General features: G+C 66.4%; 18 protein-coding genes. 8 read left to right on the top strand and 10 right to left on the bottom strand.

Going from position 1 to position 24,568, the window contains the following annotated elements:
• Nucleotides 1-247 precede the first annotated feature (247 nt).
• Together KF688_07470 and KF688_07465 are read left to right on the top strand one after the other, a co-directional pair.
• Nucleotides 248-2,221 (top strand): hypothetical protein, encoded by a 1,974-nt coding sequence (locus KF688_07470; GenBank protein ID MBX3425500.1) that lies wholly within the window; start codon nt 248-250, stop codon nt 2,219-2,221.
• Between the two features lie 395 nt (nt 2,222-2,616).
• A complete protein-coding gene (locus KF688_07465; GenBank protein ID MBX3425499.1) occupies nt 2,617-5,214 on the top strand; it encodes a hypothetical protein in 2,598 nt (865 codons plus the stop codon).
• Here KF688_07465 and KF688_07460 read toward each other — a convergent pair.
• The 3 genes from KF688_07460 to KF688_07450 form a co-directional block, all read right to left on the bottom strand.
• Nucleotides 5,211-7,667: a glycosyltransferase gene (locus tag KF688_07460; GenBank protein ID MBX3425498.1), complete on the bottom strand. Its 2,457-nt coding sequence runs from the start codon at nt 7,665-7,667 to the stop codon at nt 5,211-5,213. The genes KF688_07465 and KF688_07460 overlap by 4 nt on opposite strands.
• Nucleotides 7,668-8,590: 923 nt before the next feature.
• Complete coding sequence (locus KF688_07455; GenBank protein ID MBX3425497.1) at nt 8,591-8,980, bottom strand: hypothetical protein; 390 nt, start codon at nt 8,978-8,980, stop codon at nt 8,591-8,593.
• 110 nt (nt 8,981-9,090) lie between these two features.
• On the bottom strand, nt 9,091-10,128 hold the full coding sequence (locus tag KF688_07450) for a DUF4365 domain-containing protein (protein MBX3425496.1): 1,038 nt from the start codon (nt 10,126-10,128) through the stop codon (nt 9,091-9,093).
• Between the two features lie 201 nt (nt 10,129-10,329).
• On the opposite strand from KF688_07450, the gene KF688_07445 reads away from it, so the two are divergent.
• A complete protein-coding gene (locus KF688_07445; protein ID MBX3425495.1) occupies nt 10,330-10,500 on the top strand; it encodes a hypothetical protein in 171 nt (56 codons plus the stop codon).
• 385 nt (nt 10,501-10,885) lie between these two features.
• Nucleotides 10,886-11,632, top strand: coding sequence for a DUF2071 domain-containing protein (locus KF688_07440; GenBank protein MBX3425494.1), 747 nt, complete (start codon nt 10,886-10,888; stop codon nt 11,630-11,632).
• A gap of 92 nt (nt 11,633-11,724) precedes the next feature.
• Here KF688_07440 and KF688_07435 read toward each other — a convergent pair whose 3' ends face one another.
• Complete coding sequence (locus tag KF688_07435) at nt 11,725-12,729, bottom strand: class I SAM-dependent methyltransferase (GenBank protein MBX3425493.1); 1,005 nt, start codon at nt 12,727-12,729, stop codon at nt 11,725-11,727.
• A gap of 227 nt (nt 12,730-12,956) precedes the next feature.
• Nucleotides 12,957-14,315: a sulfatase-like hydrolase/transferase gene (locus KF688_07430; GenBank protein MBX3425492.1), complete on the bottom strand. Its 1,359-nt coding sequence runs from the start codon at nt 14,313-14,315 to the stop codon at nt 12,957-12,959.
• 190 nt (nt 14,316-14,505) lie between these two features.
• Between KF688_07430 and KF688_07425 the strand changes: the two genes are divergently transcribed.
• Both KF688_07425 and ilvD read left to right on the top strand, forming a co-directional pair.
• Nucleotides 14,506-15,024 (top strand): N-acetyltransferase, encoded by a 519-nt coding sequence (locus tag KF688_07425; protein ID MBX3425491.1) that lies wholly within the window; start codon nt 14,506-14,508, stop codon nt 15,022-15,024.
• 301 nt (nt 15,025-15,325) lie between these two features.
• Complete coding sequence (ilvD, locus tag KF688_07420) at nt 15,326-17,011, top strand: dihydroxy-acid dehydratase (protein ID MBX3425490.1); 1,686 nt, start codon at nt 15,326-15,328, stop codon at nt 17,009-17,011.
• A gap of 25 nt (nt 17,012-17,036) precedes the next feature.
• Here the strand turns inward: ilvD and KF688_07415 are convergent, their stop codons facing one another.
• The 5 genes from KF688_07415 to KF688_07395 all read right to left on the bottom strand — a co-directional run bounded on the left by KF688_07415 (nt 17,037) and on the right by KF688_07395 (nt 21,744).
• Entirely contained in the window at nt 17,037-17,228 is a 192-nt protein-coding gene (locus KF688_07415) for a hypothetical protein (GenBank protein MBX3425489.1), read from the bottom strand.
• Nucleotides 17,229-17,416: 188 nt separating this feature from the next.
• Nucleotides 17,417-19,429 (bottom strand): ferrous iron transport protein B, encoded by a 2,013-nt coding sequence (gene feoB, locus KF688_07410; protein ID MBX3425488.1) that lies wholly within the window; start codon nt 19,427-19,429, stop codon nt 17,417-17,419.
• A 13-nt stretch (nt 19,430-19,442) separates the two neighbouring features.
• Nucleotides 19,443-19,718 (bottom strand): ferrous iron transport protein A, encoded by a 276-nt coding sequence (locus KF688_07405; protein ID MBX3425487.1) that lies wholly within the window; start codon nt 19,716-19,718, stop codon nt 19,443-19,445.
• A 297-nt stretch (nt 19,719-20,015) separates the two neighbouring features.
• On the bottom strand, nt 20,016-21,296 hold the full coding sequence (locus KF688_07400) for an AI-2E family transporter (protein ID MBX3425486.1): 1,281 nt from the start codon (nt 21,294-21,296) through the stop codon (nt 20,016-20,018).
• 298 nt (nt 21,297-21,594) lie between these two features.
• Nucleotides 21,595-21,744 carry a hypothetical protein gene (locus tag KF688_07395; protein MBX3425485.1) on the bottom strand — a complete coding sequence of 50 codons (150 nt, stop codon included), beginning with the start codon at nt 21,742-21,744 and terminating at the stop codon, nt 21,595-21,597.
• A 126-nt stretch (nt 21,745-21,870) separates the two neighbouring features.
• Between KF688_07395 and KF688_07390 the strand changes: the two genes are divergently transcribed.
• The gene (locus KF688_07390) at nt 21,871-22,890 is read left to right on the top strand and encodes a glycosyltransferase family 2 protein (protein MBX3425484.1); all 1,020 of its coding nucleotides are present in this window, start codon (nt 21,871-21,873) and stop codon (nt 22,888-22,890) included.
• Nucleotides 22,887-24,413, top strand: a complete 1,527-nt coding sequence (locus tag KF688_07385; GenBank protein MBX3425483.1) for a hypothetical protein — start codon at nt 22,887-22,889, stop codon at nt 24,411-24,413. The genes KF688_07390 and KF688_07385 overlap by 4 nt, the downstream gene beginning before the upstream one ends.
• The last annotated feature ends 155 nt before the right edge of the window (nt 24,414-24,568 follow it).

Raw genomic sequence — 24,568 nt, 5'->3', positions numbered from 1 at the left:
GAGGAACGTGAAGGGCTTTCTCCGCGGCGCAGTTCGCCGTGGCGGCGAGTCGTCACTGCCGCGGACTTTGCTTGGCTTCCGAGCGTTTCGCCCCGCGAATTGCCCAGCAACGCCGTCAGTCAGTTGCACCCTGGGCGGGAAACGCCTACAACGCCCTGCGGCGTGTGATGCGCCCCGGCGATCGAACGCCCGTCGCGGCGTCGCTGCTCGCTCGGCTCCTCGATACGCCCTTCCGGGACTCCCGTTCATGAACTCGTTCCTCAAGCGCCCGCTGCGCGCCGCGGCCTGCTGCCTGGCGTCAATCGTTCCGATGGCCCTGTTCCCCGCGACCGCCGGCGCGGTCGGCGGGTTTGGATTTCAGCGGATCGTCAACACGGCGATCACCGTTCCCCCCTCGGAACTGCCGACCGCCCAGTACGAGTACGTGGGGATTCCCGCCATTGCGGGGGGGACGATCGCGTTCGGGGCGAAGCAAACGGGCGTCCTCCTGCCCGGAGGGGGGCTCTTCACGAGGATCGACGTCGGCACGACCGCCGGCGCCCTGACGCAGTACGCCAAGTCGAATCCCGGGGCCGGCCCGAATCCGCCGTTCGGGAACATCGACTTCTTCTTCGACGACCCGGCGATCTCCGGCGGGCTGATCGCCGCAAGGCCCAGCGCCTACGACGGCACGAACTACCGCGGGCAAGCTTGGGTCTACTCGGCCCCTCACGTCAGCGTCAACCACGGCGTCGCCTGGGGCCCCCCGGCGCTCTCTGCGCCGACGCCCGTGTTTCCCGCCAATCGCGTCGGGTTGAACGTCACGCAGCTTTTCAACACGCTGCTCGACGTCAACGATTTCGTTCCCGGCGGCGGGGGCGCCAAGTTCCAGAACTTCAGCCCGATCGGCGGTTCCCTCGGCTACCAGGAGTATCCCGACTTCAACGGCGAGTACGCCGCGTTCCTCGCCCGCTGGACCGACGCGTCGAACGTCATCCGTATCGGACTCTACCGCTGGCAGAAGTCGACCGATACGATCGTCGCCGTCGCCGACAAGAACGTCTCCATCCCGGGCTTTCCGCTCGACAAGTTCGACGACAACTTCTCGTTCTACACGACCAGCTTCGACAACGTCTCGACGACGGGAGCTACGGGTTCGGCGCGGCCCAGCGTCGCCGGATCGACCGTGGCGTTCGCCTACGACGAGATCACGTCGTCTCCGGCTCGCGCCGGAGTGTACCGTTACGCGGGGTCGAGTCTCGCCAAGATCGCCGACGTGACGACGATCAATCCCGCGACGAGCACGAACTTTCGCCACTTCGAGGGAGTCTCGACAGTCGGCTCGGCGACCGCCTTCGTCGCCAATTCGGTTCCGATCGACAACTCGATCGTACCGGCGTTCACCAGTTCGATCGGCAGCAACTACGGGCTCTATCTTGTCTCCTGCGGGCAGATTCAGTTGGTCGCCAAGCAGGGCGGAACGCTCGACGGACGCACGATCAGCAACCTGGAACTCGGTCACCGCGGCCTTTCGACCGCGAAGTTCTCATACAATCTCGCCTTCCGGGCCGAGTTCACCGACGGCAGCGAAGGCGTCTACGTCGCGACGACCAGCTCGCTGTGCTTCGATCCGATTGCAGTGCTCGACGTCAACCACGTCTTGTTCAATGCATCCACGGCGTTCGTGGCCGCCGATCCGGACATCGGGACCCCCGTCGGCAGCAACTGGCAAATGACTGCCCGCAGCGGAGTCGGCAGCGTGATCGAAGCGGCGCTCGGCGCCGACTTTGAAACCGGCGCCGTCGGAATCGACAGCCTGCCCGGCAACAACCCGGCGCTGATCGACTTTACGCTCGACGCGGGCGGCGTCGCGCCCGAGGAACTGGCGCTGTCGTTCGATCACGAGTTGCTGGTCGAGGGACTGGCGCTCGGCAGCTTTGACCCCGAGGATTCATTGGTGCTGACCCTGGGGGGAACAACGCGACTGATCGTCGCCTCCGACCTGATGGACGGCGTCTTGCCGCTGCACAATGTTCGGCTTCCGGCGGGTGAGACGATTCGCATCGCCTGGGATCCCAACAACTCCGTCGGCGACGGCGTCAGTTGGGGCGGACTCGGCTATCAAGTCGTCCCGGAACCGAGCGCACTGCTGTTGGCCCTGATGACGACAACGTACATACGAGTCGGACGCTCCTGCCCTGCCCGTCGAAGCTCGAGTCAGCCCGCCGTCGGGGCAAGTTGAAGCGACCGCTTGCGGCGCCGCCGACTCCCATCAACAGCGACAGGCGGGACGAGCTCGCGACGTTCCGTCTTGAAGGGCTCGGTCATGGCTCGGGGCCCCAGGGCGACGATGCGCTGCACGCCACATTGCCGCGAATCGCGCCGTGAGGGGTCCGTGGACGCGCGGCGAGAATTGTATCCCGCCTTATTGGCGCTGTCACGGAATCGGCATTTCTGCGATTTGCCGGAGCAGTCGCCTACGAGTTGACAGATCGCTCTCCCAATTTCGCCCGAATCGCCCGGAATCTGCGTAAGGTTCCTGAGCCGGCCGACATGCCCCCTAGGAGAAAGTGCGTCCCAGGGCGGCGAGGCGACGCCGGGGCGTGCTGAGACGGGGCTGAAAAGGGAACTGGCGGAATGGCATTAATACGGATTCTCGGAGTTCGTTGGCACGTCGTGGCTCTGCTCGCGCTGCTGACCCCGAGCGAATTGCAGGCCGCGATCCTGTCGTCGAAGCGCGGCTTCGCCGACGTGGGGGCGAACTACACGAACCTGCAGGCGACCGGCGCCGGCTGGTACTATACCTGGGGGACCGGCGCCGGCTCGCCGGGCAACTTCGACGCCAAGCACTATCCGATGATCTGGGGCGGGACGCCGAGCCAAGCGACTCTCAACAACATCAAAAACGCCAACCCCGAGTACGTCCTCGGGTTCAACGAACCGGAACGCCCCGATCAGGCGAATATGACGGTCGCCCAGGCGATTGCGTCCTGGACGACGATCTCCAACGGACTGGCCGGCTCGGGGATCAAACTCGTCAGCCCCGCGGTCGCCGACACAGGTGGCGCCGACGGCGGGCAGGCGTGGCTCGCCAGCTTCATGACTCAGGCCAACGCCGCCGGGTTGCAGGTCGACGCCGTCGCCTTCCACTGGTACGGCGTCAGCAATCCCAACAACCCCGCCGGCGCGGCCAGTTCGTTTCTGAGTCGGGTCGATTCGTATTTCAACTCGTACGGCAAGCCGGTGTTCATCACCGAGTTCGCGATTCACGACTGGGGGGGCGCCTACACCGACGAAGAAATCACCGAGGCGAACCGCCAGTTCCTCGACATCGTCATCCCGGGGCTGGAGTCGCGCAATCACGTCGCCGGGTATGCGTGGTACCACTGGTTCAGCGACGCCCGGCTCTACAGCGGGACGCCGGCCACTCCCACCCCCATGTCGCACGCCTACATCGGGGCGCTGCGCACGGGCGAGTCGGAGAACGTCGCCGGCCGAGATCTCGGCGAGCATGCCGCGTATCTTGCCGGGGGCACGCTGCAGCAGAACGGCGCGACCGCGGGCACGGTGCGCTACGTCAGCGCGCTGGCCGGCAAGAGCACGCTCGCCGGGACTGTCGACTGGAGCATGACGACCGGCAATTGGGTCCGCATCCAGCCGGGAGCCGTGCTGCGCAAGAGCAGCGCCAACACGCTCAACCTGCTGGGCGCCGCCGTCGCAAACAACGGCGTCTTGGAAGTCGCCCAGGGCAGACTGACTCTCGGATCCTCGATGACCGGGTCGGGCAGCGTCGTCGTCAGCGGCGGCACGCTCGCCGTAACCGGGCGGGGGAACCTCAGCACGGCGCGCGCCGTCGAGGTTCGCTCCGGCGCCCTCCTCGACGTCTCCGCCCTGAGCGGATTCACCGCGGGAAACGGCCAGTTGCTGATGATCGAATCCGGCGCCAATGTGCTCGGCTCCGTCTTCGCCGGGGCCGGCTCGACCGTCTCCGCCGCCGGGACGATCGGGGGCAATCTCACGGCGCTCGCCAACTCCCGCGTTCAAGTCGGCGGCGCGCCGACGACCGTCGTCTATTCTGACGCCTTCAACGGTTCGGCGACATTGCTCAACGGCACGGTCGAAGCGGCCCGCGGCGGCACCTGGACCGCCAACGCTCCCTTCCGCGCCAACGGCCAAATCGACGGCACGGTCGAAGGCTCGGCGCTCTTGCCGTTCACTCCGTCGCTCAACTCGGTTTACGAGTTGACCCTGGACGTGTTCAACACGACCGACCGCTGGTTGGCGTTGGGCTTCGCCCGCGATCCGATCGTCGCTCCCGGGGTCGACAGCCTGACCGATCGGTTCGCCAACGAGACCGAGGGGATCGCCTGGATGCTCTATCGCAACCAAACGTCCAACCCGGCTCAGAGCATCGAGCTGTTCGGCGGACTGCGCACCGCCAACTCGATCGCCGACACGAATGCGGCGATCAATTTCAACCGCTCCAACACGCTCAAGATCGTCATCGACACGACCGGGACGGGCGCGAACTTCACCGCCGATTTTCAACTCGACCAGGGAGCGGGCTTCGTCTCGCTCTCCAATGGTCCGAAGACGGTCAACGTCAGCGTCAACGACGTCAACTTCGTCGGCATGTCGTTCGACGACGCAACGACTGCGAGCATCACGATCGACAACTTCCAGCTTGTGAAGAAAGCCCCCTCCGGCGGTCACGCCACGACCGTTCAGGGCGACGTCACGCTGAACCCGGGCTCGATCCTCGAGTTCGACCTCTTCGGCCCGACGAGCGTCGATCGGCTGACCGTCGCCGGCAATCTGGCCGCCGGCGGGATGTTGAGCGTCGCCCTCGCCGCGGGAGCGCCGGCGCCGCAACTCGGCGACTCCTACCAGTTGTTCGACTTTGCGACGGCCGATGGCTCGTTCGACTCGTTTATGCTGCCGTCGCTGGCCGCGGGGCTGGCGTGGAACGTCTCCGACCTGACGGCGACCGGCGAACTGAGCGTCGTGGCCAACGTCGACCTCGACGGCAACGGCGTGGTCGACGGCGGCGACTACCTGCTGCTGCAGCGCGACAATCCCGCGCTGCTGTCGCAGTGGGCCGCCCAGTACGGGCAACAACTGATCGTCCCTGCCGTCGCAGTCGCCGCGTCGGTCCCCGAGCCGGCGAGTGTTGCTCTGTCCGTCGCGGCCGCGTCCCTCGCCGCCGTCGCTCGCCGCCGATTTCGCCGCCGCTAGCGCGTTTGCCGCGACCTGTCGTCCGCTCGTCGGCGAGCGACCTGTCGTTCGTACTCCGGCACGGTCGCGACGAGGATCCGCGCCGATCCGCGCACCGCGACCGTATCCAGTTTCGTCTGCGGAGGAAGCTGCGCACGCAGCACGTCTAGGTCCTGCCTCTTGCGCATGACGATCATCACGCGACCCTCGCGCTGGGCGAATTCGCGGAATTGCGGAGCCTCGGCCACGACGAAGTTGTGAATGTCGTTGCGCTGCAGTTCAAAGGCGATGTGCGACCATTCGTGATCGAACGTGGCGATCGCCGTCGAGTCGAGCGGATGTTGCGTCATGAGCGGCGAACCCTCGCCGAACACGGTGCGCGCCATCGCGTAACGGGGCATGGTCCGGTGGATGATCTGCGACCCGAACACGACCGTCGTCGCCAAGCACATTCCCCACGCCGCGCCCGGCTCGAATCCCTGCCGGCTCGCCGCAAGTGCGGCCGCGAGCAGCACGGCCCAGAACGCCATCGTCAGACCCGCCGCCAGCGGCAGTTCCGCGCCGGCGATGACGGCGAACACCGCGACGCCGATCCCGCCCACGCATGTCGCCGCCGTCGACAGCCAAGGCGCCATCCGCCGGGCGTACTCGCGCCACGGCGCCTGGCGCGTCGTGAAGACGCCGTGCTGAAAGTAATGGGCCGCCATCAACGCAAACGCCGGCGCCGCCGGCAGGATGTAACTCGGCAGCTTGCACTTCGACGCCGAGAAAAAGGCGAAGCACCACCCGGCCCACAGCGCCAGGAACCCCAAGGCCGGCGTTCGCAAACTGCGCACCGTCCCCTGCCGGGTCGCCAGATAGGTGAGAATCGGCGCCGTCAGGAACGTCCACGGATGGCCCGCCAGCATCAGCACCGGAACGAAATACCACGCGGGCTGCGTATGATAAGCTCCCGCGAAACGCTGCATGTTGTGCCGATAGAAAAACTCGTAGAGAAACTCCGGCGCCTGGCGGGTCACGGCGACGAACCACGGCGCCGCGATCGCCGCGACGACGGCTCCCATGATCGCCCAGTGACGAAGCCGCAGCCGGACGGCGTCCTGCGTCAACCATGCGAACGCCGCGACCGGCGGCGCCAGCAGCACCACCGCGATCGGTCCCTTGGCCATGAAGGCCAGCCCCGTCGCCGCCGAAGCCGCCAGCCACCATCCCCAACGCAACCGCGCATCGCGGACCGCTTCAAAGGCCGCGAACATCGCCACGGTGGTCAGCGTCGCCAGCACGCCGTCGATCAGCAGAAATCGACTCGCCCCGAGGAACCCCGCCGAAGCCAGCAGAATGACGCCCCCCAGAAGTCCCGTCATGCGCCCGAACATGCGGCTGCCGAACCACATCGTCGCGGCGACGGTCCCCGCCCCGGCCAGCGGCGCCACCAGCCGCGCCGACCACGACGACACGCCGAACAGCTCGTAACTGATGGCGCACAACCAGTACAACAGCGCCGGCTTGTCGTAGTACGGTTCGTAGTTGAGTTGCGGCAACACCCAGTTGCCCGACTCGACCATTTCGCGCGGGATCTCGCCGTAGCGGGCCTCGTCGCGCTCGATCAGCGGATAGTCCAACCGGGCGAACAGCAAGACGGCGGCCGCCGCCAGCACGGCCCACTGGCCCCACAGCAGCCGCCGCTCGCGACGAGTCTCGGCCTCGCCGGCAATCCGCCTCGGCGCGGCCGACTCGCCGGGAAATTGAACGCGGTTCCACCAGAATCGCAACAGCGCCGCAAACACGACCGGGATGTGGCGGATCGAGACGGTGCTTTGTCCCTCGGTGCGCGGCCGATGGGTCGCTCCCACCTCGACCACGGGAATCCCCTGCTGCCGCGCCTGCGCGAGCATCTCGGCGTTGATCAGAAACCCGCCCGTCGTGATCGGCAGTTTCGGCAGCACGTCGCGGTGAAACATCTTGAGCGCGCAATCGACGTCGCGCACTTGCGTCCCCAACAGCAGTCGCACCAACTGGTTGTAGACGCGCGAGTACAGACAACGGAGCTTCGAGTCCTGCCGGTCGATCCGATAGCCGCACACGATCGGATAACTGCGGGCCAGCAGCACGAAGCGGTCGAGCTCGGTCAGATCGAACTGCGAGTCGGCGTCGGTGAACGCCACCAGATCCCCCGTCGCCGCGGCGAACCCGGTTTGCAGCGCAGCGCCGTAACCGCGATTGACCTCGTGACGCACCAGCCTGACCGCAGGGCGCTCAGCCGCGAGTTCGGCGACGATCTGCGAGGTCGCGTCGCTGCTGCCGTCGTCGACGACGATCACTTCGTAGCGCTCGGCGACAAGGGCGAGCGCGGCCTCCGCCTCGAGCACCGCTCGGGCGATCGCCTCGGCCTCGTTCCACGCCGGCAGCACCAACGACACGCTGGGGCGAGAGCCGCAGCGCGGCGTCTCCGATGCGGAAACGATCGAGGCCATAGACGGGCGCCTTGCAACAGCGGTCGCGCGGCCAGTCGAGGCCGGCTTTGACGAAAGAGCGAGAGGGTGATATCACCCGGCCGAAACGGCGACAATGCCAGCCGTGAATGACGTTTCCGTTAGAGTGCCGCCGGCGGGACGCCGCACGCCCACGCCGCCCGTTGCCGCCCCGACGGACGTACCAGCTTGATTCGGCATCGGCGGCGATTTCAGCAGCCGCGACGCCGGCGCCAGCATGCCCGGCACGCGGGACGCGCGGCTCGTGCGATCGACCCCTCGGCCGTCGATAGCGACACGATCGTCGCCAAGGCCGATCAATTTTCCCCCGTGTGCCATGCCCACGTCCGCGTGGGCATGGAGACGTGTCGGGAAACCATGGCCGCACGTCCGTTGGAACAACGGATCGGCCCTTCCGTCGAGCAAAACCCCACGCGTCCTTCGTGCAAAACCCCGCGGGCGGCGCCGCCGACCGTGGCCCTAACCGATGACAAGCCAGTGACTTAGGCGTGCGCTCGCCGGGGTCCGCCGCCGAGTTTTGCCGGCAAAACTCCGGCCCGGCGAGCAAAATGGCGATCTTCCGTCGTCGTCTTGGCTCGACGAACGTCCGTCCTGTGCGAGACCGAAGCCCTGGGAGCCAAACCGGGCTCAGCTGCTCGATCACCCCCTGCGGCGCCCCCGGCTCGGCACGGCTTGGGCAGCGCAATTTGGTTGTACGCGAAGCGGCGGCCCAATTTCAACGACGAATCCGACAACGCGCCGGCGGGATCCAACCGGCAAGTCCCGGGGCGCCTCGGTTCCCGCCCGCACCAACGCGGCCCCTGCAGGGACTTTTACAGACCAGAGAGTACGCTAACGTCGCCGGACGACCGCCGACCCCTCCTGCAAACTGACCGACGAGGCGCGGGTTGGCTGCAGCGCCCTTGTTAGCCGCGTTTGCGCTTTTTTGGCCGAGGATTGACGCCAATTCGAGAATCATACTGCCGAGCCAGCCGAACAAGATCCTCGGCGACCGGCTCAAACGCCTCCGATGACTCGGGGAGATAGAGCCATTTCCGCAGCACTGGGTGCGGCGATAGAGCCGGGAAATCAGCCATCAATGATGCGTGATGGTCCCGATCGGTGGCCACAAGCACGCCTCGCCACGGCTCAGCTTTGGCCATGAAACAAAACGTCAATCTGCCCTTGAGATATACCGCCTTCGCTCCAAACATTGCACGAAGCTCAAACGATGCGTCTGATTCTAATGGCTCCCATAGCCACGCGTACGGATGCACGACCTTGATTCGCACAAGATCAAATTCGGATTTACGCACTGCTGCACTTTTATCTAACGGACCGACGTTCAGCGGGCCGGCGCGATACGTGTTGATTTCTAAACCGACCCGACCGCCGGCTCCGTTGCATGCGATTGTTATCAGGACTTTTATGACTCGGTTTTGCCGTGATCCGGAAACATCGTTCGGAAGACATCCCCATAGCCGTCGCTGTCGGGCAACACATCGTCCATCAGCAATTCGCCATCGTCGCACCCGTACAGCATGTACAGCGCATTAACTCGTCGTTGCATCGGAAGTGACTTGTCTGCCGCCATATCTTCCATCACGCGTTCCGACTCGTCGCAACAAACCAATATGTCGAAAACTCGTTCACCAAGTGCCTGTGGACCACCGAACCATTCTTCATCTAGACGCTCAATCAGACGCGTGCATTCTTCCATCGTGAGATCGCGGCACAACTGTGACGCGTATGCCATCAGTTGTTTCTCGTCTTTGTTGTTCGGATTCCGTGACCAACGAAAACGGCCAACATGGTACGACAGCGTTCGGATCGCAGCTTCGGCGACGACCTCATTCTGGTCAAACAACAGACGCCGTGCGATGAAAGCGGTTGTCCGTGAGTCGCGTGAGTCGGGGTGGTCAGACAAGATTTGTAGACCTTGTAGGCGTTGGCGATGATCACCGGCCAAGCAATGATCGACACATTCAATCAAGATTTTTCGGTCAGCACCAGCGCTTGCCAGACCGCCGACGCCATCGTTGAGTGAGCCAGCATCAAAAACGTCACAAAATGGAATCTTGATTTGAGTGACGGGTGTGCGGCCGCAATACGTTTCGTTGCGAATGTACTCTAAAATCGGGGTCCACGCGGCTAGATTTCGCGATGGCGAATAACACACCATCATGACGGGAATCAGGTACGAGTCCCAATAGTCAAGATGCTCTTGTGAAACGTTGACTACAAATTGTTCGTCACTGGCGGATACGTAGGATTCACCAGATTTGATCTGCACGGCAACCAACTTGCCGGTGGCGTTTTCGGCATCGACAAGTTCGATGTGGCCATCGACGCCCACATCGTCTTCTTGATGGATCGGGCGGAAAATTGAACCGTGGGCGTTCACTACTCCCTTAACGTACAGGACGCCTTGGTTAGCGGTTTGGTTCTTTCTCTGCCACTTCATGCAAGTTCACCTGGTCCTGATAACTTGTTATTAGACCGAAACTTCTTCAGTAAGCCCTGCCTATTGAAGAGGACCTTCGGCATGCAGGTTGACAGGTCGCCCGCGGGAACGTATCCAGGCGTACCGTGTCGCTTGTTCGGCATACGGAGCGGCCGTCATGGCCTCATTCTATTCCTTGCCGCAAACTCCGCCAATTACCGAATGCACCCCGAGCCGCCTAGGTTGCTCGACCGGATGCGGCTCGGCCTACGGGCCAAGCACTCCTCTTGGCGGACCGAACAGGCGTACGTCCACTGGGGCATCGAGAACCGGCTCCACTGGGTCCGCGACGTCACCCTCGGCGAAGACCGCTGCCGCGTACGAACCGGCTGAGCCCCGCAGGACCTCGCCGCCTTCCGCAACGCCGCCCTCTCGCTCTTGCGGCTCGCCGGGTTCCAAGAAATCGCCCCCACGCTCCGCGACTTCGCTTACCAACCCCGGAAACTCTTGCGCTTCCTCGGGCATTACGAAAAACTGATCGGCCCTGAGCGAATGGCGCGAGGTTGGTTTCTGCTGGCTCGTCGCGTGGTTCTTCGGCGGCTAGCGTCGTCCGCTCAGGATGGGGCGGCGTCTCGGTTTTTGTGATGGCTTCCGCGTTTATTGCGGTTCAAGATCTGTGGAACGACAATGGCGCGTTCGCGCAGTTCGCTGGGGGGGACGCCATCGCATGGCTGAGGGTTCGACTATGACCGAGGAGGCATCCGGGGCGGACGCGCCCATGCCGTACGCTTGGCCGCGGCGGCGGACGTTCTTGACGGCCGAGTGGCGGCATTTGGTCATGCTGAACTATGCCGTCGACCCCGAGTTGCTCGCGCCCTTCGTGCCCGCGGGGGTCGAGTTGGACGACTTCGACGGGACGACGTACGCGTCGATCGTAGGATTCCGCTTCTTGCGGACGCGCGTCTGGGGAATGGCGATTCCCGGGCATCGCGACTTTGACGAGGTGAACCTGCGGTTCTACGTGCGGAGGCGGGCGCCCGACGGGGTGCGACGGGGGGTCGTGTTCGTTCGCGAGCTCGTGCCGCGGCGAGCGATCGCATGGGCGGCTCGCGTCCTCTACAACGAGCCCTACTCGGTCGCCCCGCTGGCGAGCCGGATCGAATTGCGCGAATCGCCGCACGCGCCGCCGCGGTCGGCGGAGTATACGTGGCGGTGGCGGGGACGGCCGTGCCGCGCGGCGATCGAGCCCGCCGACGTCGCCCGGCCGCTGACGCCCGGGTCGCTGGAGGAGTTCATCGCCGAGCACTACTGGGGCTATACCCGGCAGCGCGACGGCGGCACGAAGGAGTACGAGGTCGCCCACCCGTCGTGGCACGTCGCGGCGGCGCTCACGGCGACGCTGGAGGCCAACGTCGCCGCGCTCTACGGCCCGCAATTTGCGGCAGCGCTCTCGGCGCCCCCCGCGTCGGCGTTCTGGGCCGACGGTTCTGCGGTGCGCGTCTATCCGGGCGTGCGGCTTGGATGAGCGGACGGCGCTAGCCGCCGATGCGGTGCGGTTGGACGTCGGGCAAGCCGACGGCTTGATTCATCGGCGGCTAGCGCCGTCCGCTCATCGGGTTACTTGGTTGCGAGGGTGCAGCTCATCGCCCAGCCGCGGCACAACAGCCGGGCCAGCTTGACCGGCAGGCGGTCGAGCAGGGGTTCGGCCATTCGCTTCGGCCAGCAGAAGCCGTCGGCCACCACGGACATTTGGCGCCGGGTCGCGAACAGCGGCGTCGCCACGCGGCGGAAGCCGGCCCGCTTCAGCAGGGCCACGACCTCTGCGAGTCGATACTCCTTGAGGTGCAGCCCGCACGCTTCGCTGCGTGCGGGGCGGAAGTCGCCGGTCACGTCGGACGGTCGCATGAGCCAGTTGGGGGTGATCGTCACCAGGGTCCCCCCAGGGGCGAGCAGCGTGCGGGCGTGCGCGACGTAGTCGAGCGCCTCGTCGGGGGCGACGTGCTCGAGCACGTCGTTCCAGTAGATGACGCTCGGTCGGCCGGGAAGGTCGTCGACTTGAACGTCGAGGAAGTCGCCCAGCATGAGTCCCTCGGCATGGCGACGCCCCAGGATGGCGACCGCCTGCTCGCGCATGGTGGTCGAGACCTCGATCCCCCCGACGGGAAACCCGTAGCCGCGGACTTCGTTCAGCAGCGCGCCGCTGCCGTAGCCGATCTCGAACAGTCGCGGGTGATCGATCCCGCGGGCGACTTGGCGCTCCAGCAGATTGAGCACGAGGCTTGCGTAACGGCGGTCAAATCCCATGACCAGCGGCCCGTCGACGCCGGTCGCCGCGGCTCGCTGAGCGGACAGCAAGGCGCAGACCGTGTCGTAGGCCTGAGCCGTAACGAGCGACCGTTCGCGCGAACGGGACGGAAACGATTGAATCGCCCGGGCGAAGCGCTGTTCCTGGTCGAACTGCAGCTCGTGGAGCGTCTCGGCCGGCAGGCCTTCGAGCATGGCCAGCGTGCCGTCGGCGAGCATGACTTCGCGCGGCGGTGCGAAGGCCGTCGGCGCCGGTTGCGGCGCGGCCTCGGGCTGGACTTCGGGCTCGGCTTGGGGGAGAGGATAGATCGCTAACATGTTCGAACCGATTCTCGCCCGCCGTGCGGGGCGCCTGGCAACGGGATGGACTCCGCCGCAAAAGCATAGGTCACGCCCGCGATTGGTCGCGCCCGGCGCCGGGCGGCACGTCCCGGGTCCTGGCGGTTCTGCGGACTGTGCGGGCGCGTCGTCGGGGGTGTTCGGCTTGCCGCGGAGGGGCGGGGGAAGGATCCTCGGTTTCACAACGGCGGCGGCGCTCTGCCTGCTCAATCGCCGATTTCGGCGCGAGCCTGTGCGATCGCCTCGCGGAGCAGCCGCGCCTCGCGGGGCCGCTCGGACGCCAGGTCGCGCGTCTCGCTCGGGTCTTCCTGCAGGTCGTAAACCTCGATCGCGTCCGCGTCGCCGCGGCAGATCCCTTTCCAACGTCCCCACCGCACCGCCTGCTGCGGCGGATCGACGAGTTCCCAGTACATCGGGGGGTGAGGAGGCGCCGCCTCCTGCATGAGCGTCGCGGTCACGTCGACGCCGCTCAGTCCGGCCGGGACCGCCGCACCGGCCAGCTTGCACAACGTGGGGAGCACGTCGGCCGTCGACCACGGGCGGTCGCTCGTGGCGCCCGGGGCGATCCGTCCCGGCCAGCGAACCGCCATGGGGGTGCGAATGCCCCCTTCGTAAAGGTCCCCCCGCCCGCCGCGCAGTCCGCTGTCGCTGGCCAGCGTCGCGGCGATCTGCGGGTCTGCTCCGTTGTCCGCGGTGTAGAAGACGAGCGTCTGGTCGGTGAGATCCAACTCGTCGAGGAGCTCGAGAATGTTCGTTGCCGTGCGATCGGCGCGCGAGAGCATCGCCGCGTAGTTGCGAACCTCCGGCGGCCAGGGCTTGTCTCGGTACGCAAGGGCTGCGGGGTCGCGTTCGGGGATTTCGTAAGGGGCGTGGGGCAGCGTGCAAGCCAGGAACAGAAAGAACGGCCGGTCGGAGTTCTCGCGGATGAAGCGCAGGGCTTCGCGTTCCAGCAAGTTGGGGACGTACAGCTCGCGGCCCCCCTCGCGATTGCGGCGAAGTTCGACGCGGCGTCCCCCGTCCCACAACCACTCGGCGTAATGCTGATGAGCGCGCTCGGCGCCCAGGAAGCCGTACCAGCGGTCGAACCCCTGCAACTCGGGGGCCCCCGCGCTGCCGGCGTCGCCCAGCGTCCAGTAGCCGACGCCGCAGGTCGCGTAGCCGACGTGGCTGAGCGCCTCGGCGATCGTCACGTCCTCGTCGCGGAGGGTCGTCCAGCCGTGGGAGCAGGGATTCTCACGGAGACCGGCGCCCGCCGAGGGGGCGCCGTGCAAGCGGCGGCCCATGTCGAACCCGGTCAACAGCGTGCAGCGCGCGTCGCCGCAGAGGGCCGACCCGTTGTAGTGATGCGTGAAGCGGGTCCCCTCGCGGCAGAGCCGATCGAACCCGGGGGTCGCGACGTACGGCGAACCCGTCGCCCCGAAGTCGCCGTACCCAGCGTCGTCGAGCAGGATGTAGACGACGTTCGGCCGACTGTCGCCCCGTTTGAGGGGGGCGGCCGCCGCTTCGTCAAGGACCAGAGTCGCCAGCGCTGCTGCGACCGAAACAACCCATGCGACCCGCAGCATCCTGATCCCGACTCCAGCCGACCCGACATTGCCCCTTTCCCAGCGGGTCCCGCCGCCGGGTATAACGGAACATACGCCACGCAGCCGGCCGCGCCGCCCGAATGCGGCAGCCGGCAACGTGAAACGTTCCGCAGACGCTCGTCCTCGGCGTCACCGTCGGCCTGCCACGAACGACCGTTTCTCGAAGACTATGCCCACCCCCCGCCGTCTCCGCCTGGCGACCGTCGACGATCTCGACGCGATCAACCGGATCTACAACCACTACGTCCCCGAGTCGACGACCACCTACGACGTCGCCCCGACCACGATGGCCGAGCGCCGACAGTGGTTCGAAGGGCGCGCCGACTGCCATCCCGTGACCGTCGTCGTCGAGCACGACGCGAACACCGACGCCGAGGTCGTTGCGGGGTGGGGTTCGCTTCATCCGTTTCGGACGCGAAGCGCGTATCGCTTCACCGTCGAGAACTCGGTGTACGTGGCGCCCGATCGGCTGCGATGCGGGATCGGCTCGGCGATTCTCGCGGACCAAATCGAACGGGCCCGCGTCGCCGGATTGCGGGCGATCATCGCCGTGATCGACGCCGAGCAAGCGGCGAGCATCACGATTCACGCCAAGCACGGCTACCGCGAGATCGGCCGCTTCCCCCAAATCGGCCGCAAGTTCGATCGCTGGCTCGACGTCGTGTTCATGCAACGGCTGGTCGAGTGATTCGGCCGACGACCGGCCCAAATCGGCAGTGATGCCATGTGCCACAGTGATGGGTGGTGGGGTCGAACGAAGTGCGCCCCCAGAAGATCCCCTGGGGGCTCCGCTGCGCTGCGACCCCAGCCACCCTTCCACGGGAGCACATGGTATCGCTGCCCCCGAATCGCGGTCCTGACGCCGCGGACGAACGTGCGGTAGAATAGCCCGTTCGCGCTTTGGCCGAGGACCGCGGACGGTTGCGACCGACGGCCTGCACGCGCTGACCTCCCCCCGACCTTTCACCCCCGATCGCGCCCTGGCTCCCATGCTCAACAAGTACTCCTCCCACGTCACGCAGCCCAAGTCCCAAGGCGCCAGTCAGGCGATGCTCTACGGTTGCGGGCTCTCCGAAGCCGACATGAACAAGCCGCAGGTCGGCATCGCCAGCGTGTGGTACGAGGGGAACACGTGCAACATGCACCTGTTGGACCTTGCCGCCAAGGCGAAGGAAGGGGTGCAGGCCGCGGATCTGGTAGGGCTGCGATTCAATACGATCGGGGTCAGCGACGGCATCTCGATGGGCACGAGCGGCATGAGCTACTCGCTGCAAAGCCGCGACATCATCGCCGACAGCGTCGAGACCGTCGTCGAGGCCCAGTGGTACGACGCGGTGATCACGATTCCGGGCTGCGACAAGAACATGCCGGGCTGTCTGATGGCGATGGGGCGGCTCAATCGACCGGGGCTGATGATCTACGGCGGCACGATCAAACCGGGGTTCACCAAGACGGCCGCCGGCGGACCGGAGAAACGCGACATCGTCAGCGCCTTCCAGTGTTACGGCGAGTTCCTCGCCGGTCGGATCACCGAGGAGGAGCGCCAGGGCATCGTTCGCAACAGTTGTCCCGGCGCCGGCGCGTGCGGCGGCATGTACACGGCCAACACGATGGCCTCGGCGATCGAGGCGATGGGGATGACCCTCCCCTACTCCAGCAGCATCCCGGCCGAGCATCCCGCCAAGTTGGCCGAGTGCCTGGCCGCCGGCGCCGCGATCCGCAACCTGCTCGAACGCGACCTCAAGCCGCGCGACGTCATGACCCGGGCCGCGTTTGAAAACGCCATGGTCGTCATCATGGCCGTCGGGGGGAGCACCAACGCCGTGCTGCACCTGCTGGCGATGGCCCGGGCGGTCGACGTGCCGCTGTCGATCGACGACTTCCAAGCGGTCAGCGACCGAACCCCTTATTTGGCCGACCTCAAGCCGAGCGGCAAGTACGTGCAGGAGGAACTGCACGAAGTCGGCGGCACGCCGGCCGTGATGAAGATGCTGCTGGAAGCGGGGCTCATCGACGGCTCGTGCCTGACGGTGACCGGCAAGACGATCGCCGAGAACTTGGCCGACCTGCCGGGGCTGAAGCCGGGGCAAGAGATCGTTCGCCCGCTCGACAAACCGCTCAAGGCGACCGGCCACATCCGCATCATGCGCGGCAATCTGTGTCCCGACGGCGCCGTGGCCAAGATCACGGGCAAAGAGGGCCTTGTGTTCACCGGCAGGGCCAACTGTTTCGACAGCGAGGAAGACATGCTCCACGCGCTCGAAGCGAAGCAGATCGCCAAGGGGGACGTGGTGATCATCCGCTATGAAGGCCCGCAGGGAGGCCCGGGCATGCCCGAGATGCTCACCCCCACCAGCGCGATCATGGGCGCGGGGCTGGGGAGCGACGTCGCCCTGATCACCGATGGCCGATTCAGCGGCGGCAGCCACGGGTTTATCGTCGGCCACGTCACCCCCGAGGCCCAAGTCGGCGGCCCGATCGCCCTGGTCAACAACGGCGACAAGATCACGCTGGACGCCGAAGCGAACACGATCACGATCGACGTCAGCGACGTCGAACTCGCGAGCCGGAAGGCCGCATGGAAAGCCCCGGCGTACAAAGCGACCCGCGGGACGCTCTACAAGTACATCAAGAACGTGAAGAGCGCGAGCGAAGGATGCGTGACGGACGAGTGACGTCGGTCAGGCTTGCCAGCCTGATCTAGCGATCCGCCTCGACGAGCTTCCAATTGGCGATCAGTTGCTCGGCGCCGGGGGTCATTTCGCGCAACTTGCGGGCGATTTCGATTTTTTCGGACTGGGTCGCCTTGGGAAGGCTCTTCTTGATGAGAGTCAACTTCGCCCGCCGTGCCCGACGCCGACGAAGTTCCCGACCGCGTTCGCTGCCTGCCATGGACTGAGTTCCGGTATGAGGTGGTGAAAGTTCGAGGTGAATCGGTCCAAGCAGCCGCTCGGACCCGAGCCCGACATTTTGACGCGGCGTCCGCGGGGCGTCAATGTTGGGGTTGCCGGCGAGTTGGGAACTCGCGGCTATTTTCCGGGCGCTCAAATGGGTTACAGGTCCCGGGCGCTACTAACGGGTTACAGGCCCGCCGCGGCAGCGACCTGATAGGTCGTCAGGGCGGCGACGTACGCCAGGGCTGTCATCGAGACGAACTGCACCAGGGGCCACTTCCACGAGCCGGTCTCGCGGCGGGTCACCGCCTGGGTCGGCAGGCATTGCATCGCCAGCACGTAGAACACCAGCAGGCTGAGGCACGTCGCGGTAGTGAAGACGGGGCTGCCGTCCGAGCGGCGGCTCGACTGCAGCTTGGCCAGCAGCGATTTCGACGCCCCCGTCTCGTCGTCGGTCGCCTCGTCCTCGGAAATGCCGTAGAGGACCGCCAGGGTCGAAACGATCACCTCGCGGGCCGCGAACGAGCTGACCACGCCGATGCTCATTTTCCAATCGAAGCCCAACGGGGCGAAGGCCGGCTCGATCCCGCGACCCACGCGCCCGGCGAGCGAATGTTCAAGCTGGGCCTGAGCCAGCAGCCGTTCGGCCTCGCCGTCGTCGCCCGACGCTTCGGCCGCGGCGATCTGCGACTGGTACCGGTCGGGCACGTCGGCCTCGTCGAGCTTCGGGTACGTGGCCAGGGCCCACATCACCAGCGCGATCGCCATGATGATCGTCCCGGCGTTCTTGACGAACGCGCAGGCCCGGTCGTAGGTCGTCAGCACTGCGTTGCGAAGCGAGGGCATCCGGTAGTTCGGCAGCTCGATCACCAACGGCTTGGTACGTCCCTTGAGCAGCGAATGCTTGAAGACCCAAGCCATCGCCAGCGCCGCGACGATCCCCAGCGCGTACGCCCCCACGAACACCAGCGACGCCGTCGCCGGACGATTGGGAAACAACAGCGCCAGCACCATCGCGTACACCGGCACGCGGGCCGAGCAGGTCATGAGCGGGATGACCATGATCGTCGCCAGCCGATCGCGACGGTCCTCGATGACGCGGGTCGACATAATTGCGGGAATCGCGCACGCGTGGGCCGACAACAGCGGAATGAACGCCTTGCCGGGCAGCCCCACCCGATGCATGAGCCGGTCCATCACGAACGCGGCCCGGGCGAGGTAGCCTGAATCCTCCAGCAGCGACAGCGCGAAAAACAGCAGGCAGATCTGCGGCAGGAAGATCAGCATTCCCCCCAAGCCGGCGACGACGCCGTCGGTCAGAAAGCTTTGCAGATCGCCTGCGGGGAGCCAGCGGCCGACCGTCTGGCTCGCCACGGCGAACAGGCCGTCGATCCACTCCATCGGGAACTGAGCGACCCAAAAAATCAGCATGAACACCAGCGCCATCACGCCCGCAAAGCACGCCAGCCCCACGACCCGGTGGGTCAGCACGCGGTCGATCGCCTCGGTCCGGCGGCTGCGGACGACCGGCTCGCCGCGAACTGTTGCGGACGCAACCGAACGAGCCCAATCGTACCGGGCGGAGTACTGGCATCCGCTGCACGCTCCGCACTCGACAAGGGCCGGCGGGGTCTCGACGCGCGTCGCTTGGGAAACCGTCGCGGCGAGCGCGGCGGTCAGCTCGGCGAACCCCTGCCCCGTGCGGGCCGAGACCGGCACGACGCGGCAGCCAATGCGGGACTCGAGTTCTGCGCAATCGACGGCCACCCCCTGCTTCTGGGCGTCGTCGATCATATTGAGCGCCACGAGCGTCGGGACCCGCAACTCCAGCACTTGCGCAACGAGGAACAACGAGCGTTCGATGTTCGTGGCGTCGATGACGATCATCGCCGCGGTCGGCGCGGGGCTCCCCGACAGAGTCCCGGCGAGGGCGTCGCGGGCGACCTGCTCGTCGAGCGTCACGGCGTCGAGCGTGTACAGCCCGGGCAGGTCGATCAGCGTGACTGCATCTCCCCCCAGCTTGATGGTGCCGCGACGATGCTCGACGGTCGTGCCGGGAAAGTTCGCCGTTTTGGCCCGCAGGCCGGTCAGCCGGTTGAAGACCGAGGTCTTGCCGGCGTTGGGGTTGCCGACCAGGGCCACGACCGCGGGCGGAATCCCCTGGGCGGGCGTGACGATCGGCAGCGCTGCGGAAGACATGACGGGCGACGGCTCAGCAGCCCGAAGAAGCGTCGGGGACGACGGTCACCTGCTCGGCCAGCCGCGCCGCGACGCCGACGCGCGTCCCGAGCACTCGCACGATGAGCGGGTCCCCCGCGGAGGCGACCTGCACGTGCCGACCAGCGCACAGCCCCAAGGCCTTCAGCCGGGTCGACTCGCCATGCTCGCCGGCGACCGCGGTGACACGGCCGGTCGTTCCCGGAGCGAGCATCGTCAGCGCGACGCCCGGTTCCTCAGGAACTCTCGCGTGGTAAGCCCGGGTGACCATGTCGTTGCGTCCCGTTCCGCAGTGAGGGGGATGCGGCCCAACGGGCCGCGAGATTATTGAGACTCCGTCTCATTCTCGTTACGTCAAAGATAGGCGGCCCGATCGGCGCTGGCAAGGGGGACCACCGTTCCTTATCGGCTCGTCGCCCGCAGAATTGCGGCAGCTCGCCCGCACCAGGAGAGCTCCCTCCCAAGCCCCCCAACTTCTGGGGGGAGAATCGCGGTGCGACAGGCGACAGGATTCGCCACGAAGGGCAGGCCCGAGCACGCTGCGTTCTCCGCGGTAGCGTCCGGCTCGTCACCGGCCGCGTTTGCCACGGCGTTTGGGGGACGACTTAGAGGACTGCGGCGGCGCGGCTGGGCGCGGCGCGGGATGGGGCGCAGCGGGCTCGACGCCGGCAAGCCCCTCGGCCTGGACGCGCACCGCGTCATCGCCCCCGGCGAGAGCCGCCGCGCGGATCGCGTCGGGGCGCCCCAGCAGGTGGAGTTCCTTGTGAACCATGTTGAGAATCGCCTGCAGAAACGCCACCAGCATCGGTCCCACAAGGATGCCGACGGGGCCCAGCACCTGCACGCCCCCCAACACGCTGATCAGTGCCAACAGCGGATGGAGATTCGATTGCCCGTGCAGGATGTACGGCTTGATGAGATTGTCGATGGACGACACGACGACTGCGCAATAGACGCCCAGGCCGATCGCCGCGACAGGTCGCCCTTGGACGAAGTAGATCCACGCGACGACCGGAATCCACACCGCCGCGCCGCCGACGAAGGGGACCAGGGCCAGGACGATCGTCAACATCGTGAGCAAGGCGATCGGCGCCCCCTGAGCGTCCGCGGCTGCCGCGGCAGGTTCGGCCGAGAACGCCTGATCGGCGATCGCCGGCTCGCCGACGCTGAACGCCACGAAGTAACCCGCCCCCGCCAACACGCCTTGAGCCAAGGCGGACAACAGCGAGGCGACGACGACGGCCCGGCTGACGTTGGCGAACTTGTCGAGCAGTTCCCGCTCGTACGCGTCGTCCAGGGGCGAGAGTCGCATGAGGGTGTCGATCATCGCCGGCCCGTCGGCGAGGAAGTAGTAGAGCGCGAACGTCATGATCGCCAGTCCGACCAGCAGGCCGAAGATCGCCTTCACCCCGCTGAGGACGATCGCGGTGATTCGCTTCCCCGCGTTTTCGACGATCGACCGGACGTTCAGTTCGGTCTTAAACGTCTCTTCGTACCATTCCAGGAGTCCGCTCGCCTTGTCGTTGATCTCGTGGACCAGTTGGGCGGTTTTCTCCTTGTCGGACAGGAACGAGGCGACCTTGTCGTGGCTCTCGACGTACGCCCGCCACCCCAACAGCACGGTCGGCAAAAGCACGACCAGCACGATCAACAGCGTCGTCGCCATCGCCGAAGCGCGGGGCCGGTCGGGCAGTTTTTCCTGGACCCACAGGTGGAGCGGTTTGAACACTACTACCAGCACCGCCGCCACGAACAGCGGAACGACGAAGTTGATCATCACTTGGAAGAACATCGTGCCGATGAGCAGCAAGATGCCAAGCAGGACGATGAAAGAGACGACGCGCGGCACGGCGAGCCCTCCAGGCGACCAGGACGGAAACCGGCCGCCAGTGTACGCGATTCCGCCCGGGAACGAAGCGCCGCGCGGCGAGATCCTCCGAGCAACCGCATCCCCTTCCATCGCTGGATCCATTCAACGACTCCTCGTGCAAAGACGCGAAGGCTGGGCCGCCAAGGCGACCCCTCGCGCCGAAGCGCTAACCCGCTTGGCAAAGACGCCATGACTGGTGATCGCCCTGCACCCCTGTCCGCCGACGAAGAATCGGCGGAACTTCGAGGGCATGCGCTGAGCATCTCGCTGTGCGGCTCTACGCCTGGGCGCCAGATTGTTCCCCCGGAGCGAGCGTCAGCGGCGGCGGACGCTCGCTACGACCCGCGTAATCGGAACCGCTGCCGGCGGCTTGTCTCGCCGCCTCGCCCGGGGACGGGACGCCGCGGGTGCGTTCGCGGGCCTTCATGGGTATGCTGGCTAGAGGGGACGGAAGTCGTTTTTCCAGCGAGACGGCATCCGTTCGACATGGCATCGAGAAAGCCGACTCCCGTCCCCCGCTAGCGCCCCTGCTCCCCGTGCTGACGAATCCGTCGTGATTAGCGTCGTCATCCCGCTGCTCGACGAAGCGGCGACTCTTGAACAACTCCACCGCGAGTTGGTCGACGTCGCCGAGCGCCACGGGTACGCGCTGCAAATCGTGCTGGTCGACGACGGCTCGACCGACGGCTCCTGGCGGATCATTCAGGCCCTCGCCGAACGCGATCCGCGGGTCGAAGGGATCCGGCTGCGGCGCAACTTCGGCAAGGCCGCGGCGCTCTCGGCGGGGTTCGACGTCGCGGCGGGCGAGGTAATCGTCACCATGGACGCCGACCTGCAGGACAGCCCCGCGGAACTTCCCAAGTTGCTCGCCAAGCTCGACGAAGGCTACGACGTCGTCAGCGGTTGGAAGCAAGTGCGGCACGACCCGTGGCACAAGCGCTGGCCCTCGAAGGCGTTCAACTCGATCGTCGGTCGGCTGACCGGCGTGCGGCTGCACGACCACAACTGCGGCCTGAAGTGCTGCCGCCGCGACGTGATTCACGAGATCCGTCTGTACGGCGAGCTCCATCGATTCATCCCCGTGCTGGCCGCGGCGCGCGGGTTTCGCGTCGGCGAAACGCCGGTGGCGCATCGGCCTCGCGAGTTCGGCGTTTCGAAGTACGGCTGGTCGCGGATTCCCAAGGGGCTGCTCGACATTCTCACGGTCCAGTTCATCACTCGCTTCGGCCATCGGCCGCAGCACTGGCTGGGAACGATCGGGCTGGCGTCGCTGCTGCTGGGGATCGCCGGCATGATTTACTTGGCCGTCGTCTGGTGCACGTCGCGGCTGTTCGGCGACCAGCCGGTCCATCTCCACGAGACGGCCGCGCTGTACTACTCGCTCGTTGCCGTGCTGCTGGGGGGACAGTTCCTGGCGATCGGGTTCGTGGCCGAGATGATCGCGGCCCTCGTCTCGCGCGATCGCGACGAGTTCTCGATCGCCGAGCACGCCGGCCCGACCGAACGGGTCGGGGGCGTTCCGGCGCCGAAGTCCCCCTTCTCTCCCGCTCCGTCTCAGCGAGAGCCGCGATGAGCGTTGAACCCCGCGGCAGCGGCGCCGACCAGGGGGAGACCGACGCCCGCCGCGCCCTGCGCCGCGGCGTCTATCTGCTGCTGGCCGCGTTGTCGCTGGGCAACGCCGTCGGCCGGTTGCTGGCCGTCGATTCCGTGAATCGGGCCGAAGCCGAAAAGCGCGCCGTTTCGGTGCGACTCGACTCGCTGGCCAGGAAGCTCGCCGCCGACGGCCTCGCCCCCGACGAAGTCGCTGCGGAACTGGAACGCAAGCGTCCCGAAGTCGAGCGCGAGGAGCGGCTCATGCGGCCGTTTCTCAGCGCGAACGACCGCAGCCGCTGGCTGGCGATCCGCGCGCTGGTCGATCATGGACAGTTCGAGATCGACCCGCTGTTGGATCGTCGCGTGTGGAACACGATCGACATGGTCCAGCACCGCGGTCGCGACGGCGAGCTGCATCTCTATTCCAGCAAACCGCCCCTGTCGTATCTGCCGACGGCCGGGGTCTATTGGCTCGTCAAGCATGCCGCCGGCTGGACGCTCGCAGACGAGCCGCACGCCGTGGTTCGACTGGTCGTCGCCATCGTGAACGTGGTTCCGCTCATGCTGTTGATCGGCGTTGCGGCGGCGCTGGCCGAGCGGTTCGGGGCCACCGACTGGGGACGGATGTTCGTCGTCGCCGCGGCGGCGCTCGGGACGATGCACTCGGCGTTCGTCGTCGTGTTGAACAACCATCTTCACGGGGCGCTGTTCGCGGCGATTGCGCTGTACGCAGTCGTGCGGATCGTCGCCGACGGCGACGAGCGTTTGCGATGGTTTGCGCTTGCCGGCGCGGCGGCGGCGCTGACCGCGGCTCATGAGTTGCCCGCGCTGTCGCTCACGGCGGTCGTCGGCGTCGGGCTGCTGTGGCTGAACCCGCGGGCGACGCTGCAGGGATTCGCCCCGGCGGCGGTCGTCGTCGCGGCGGCGTTCTTCGGGACCAACTACGCGGCCCACGCCAGTTGGCGCCCCCCCTACGCCCACCGTAGCGTGACCGATCCCGAGGACAACTGGTACGACTACAGCTACGAACTCGAAGGCCGGACGATCGACAGTTACTGGCGGAACCCGCAGGGGATCGACCGCGGCGAGCCGAGTCGCGCCGCGTACGCGTTTCATTGCCTCGTCGGCCATCATGGCGTGTTTTCGCTCACCCCCGTCTGGCTGCTGAGCATGTTCGGCTTGGCTTTGTGGCTGCGCGGCGACGACCGGTTCGGCCGAGCTGCGGCCGCCGCGATCATGCTCCTTACGCTCGTTTGCCTGGCGTTCTACATATCGCGCCCGCTGGGAGACCGCAACTACGGCGGCATGACGAGCGGGCTGCGGTGGATGTTCTGGTTCTCGCCGCTGTGGCTGTGGGCGATGATCCCCGCGGCCGATCGGCTGTGTCGTAGCCGCACAGCTCAGGCGTTCGGCGCGACGTTGCTGGCGATTTCCGTCTTGTCGGCGAGCTATCCGACGTGGAATCCGTGGGTCATGCCATGGCTCGTCGAGCAGGTCCGTTGACTCGCCTCTTCCAGATGAACAAATCGTAAGGTCGATTTGTTGCGTGGTCCCGCAACGGCGATTAAGCTGCTGGCAGATCGCCTCCGCGTCGACTAAGCCTCGACCAAGCCTTGCTGACAAGGCATCGACGCCAGCGGTCATGCTGGTTTCATCAC

The sequence above is a fragment of the Pirellulales bacterium genome (assembly GCA_019636345.1).
Lineage (GTDB): Bacteria > Planctomycetota > Planctomycetia > Pirellulales > Lacipirellulaceae.
The sequence above is the reverse complement of the archived record's forward strand: the minus strand, read 5'-3'. Positions and strand labels throughout refer to the sequence as shown.

Excerpts from the sequence above, each read along its gene's own strand:
- KF688_07470 (MBX3425500.1), top strand. The coding sequence starts at position 248 with ATGAACTCGTTCCTCAAGCGCCCGCTGCGCGCCGCGGCCTGCTGCCTG.
- KF688_07465 (MBX3425499.1), top strand. The coding sequence starts at position 2,617 with ATGGCATTAATACGGATTCTCGGAGTTCGTTGGCACGTCGTGGCTCTG.
- KF688_07460 (MBX3425498.1), bottom strand. The coding sequence starts at position 7,667 with ATGGCCTCGATCGTTTCCGCATCGGAGACGCCGCGCTGCGGCTCTCGC.
- KF688_07450 (MBX3425496.1), bottom strand. The coding sequence starts at position 10,128 with ATGAAGTGGCAGAGAAAGAACCAAACCGCTAACCAAGGCGTCCTGTAC.
- KF688_07445 (MBX3425495.1), top strand. The coding sequence starts at position 10,330 with ATGCACCCCGAGCCGCCTAGGTTGCTCGACCGGATGCGGCTCGGCCTA.
- KF688_07440 (MBX3425494.1), top strand. The coding sequence starts at position 10,886 with ATGCCGTACGCTTGGCCGCGGCGGCGGACGTTCTTGACGGCCGAGTGG.
- KF688_07435 (MBX3425493.1), bottom strand. The coding sequence starts at position 12,729 with ATGTTAGCGATCTATCCTCTCCCCCAAGCCGAGCCCGAAGTCCAGCCC.
- KF688_07430 (MBX3425492.1), bottom strand. The coding sequence starts at position 14,315 with ATGCTGCGGGTCGCATGGGTTGTTTCGGTCGCAGCAGCGCTGGCGACT.
- KF688_07425 (MBX3425491.1), top strand. The coding sequence starts at position 14,506 with ATGCCCACCCCCCGCCGTCTCCGCCTGGCGACCGTCGACGATCTCGAC.
- ilvD (MBX3425490.1), top strand. The coding sequence starts at position 15,326 with ATGCTCAACAAGTACTCCTCCCACGTCACGCAGCCCAAGTCCCAAGGC.
- KF688_07415 (MBX3425489.1), bottom strand. The coding sequence starts at position 17,228 with ATGGCAGGCAGCGAACGCGGTCGGGAACTTCGTCGGCGTCGGGCACGG.
- feoB (MBX3425488.1), bottom strand. The coding sequence starts at position 19,429 with ATGTCTTCCGCAGCGCTGCCGATCGTCACGCCCGCCCAGGGGATTCCG.
- KF688_07405 (MBX3425487.1), bottom strand. The coding sequence starts at position 19,718 with ATGGTCACCCGGGCTTACCACGCGAGAGTTCCTGAGGAACCGGGCGTC.
- KF688_07395 (MBX3425485.1), bottom strand. The coding sequence starts at position 21,744 with ATGAAGGCCCGCGAACGCACCCGCGGCGTCCCGTCCCCGGGCGAGGCG.
- KF688_07385 (MBX3425483.1), top strand. The coding sequence starts at position 22,887 with ATGAGCGTTGAACCCCGCGGCAGCGGCGCCGACCAGGGGGAGACCGAC.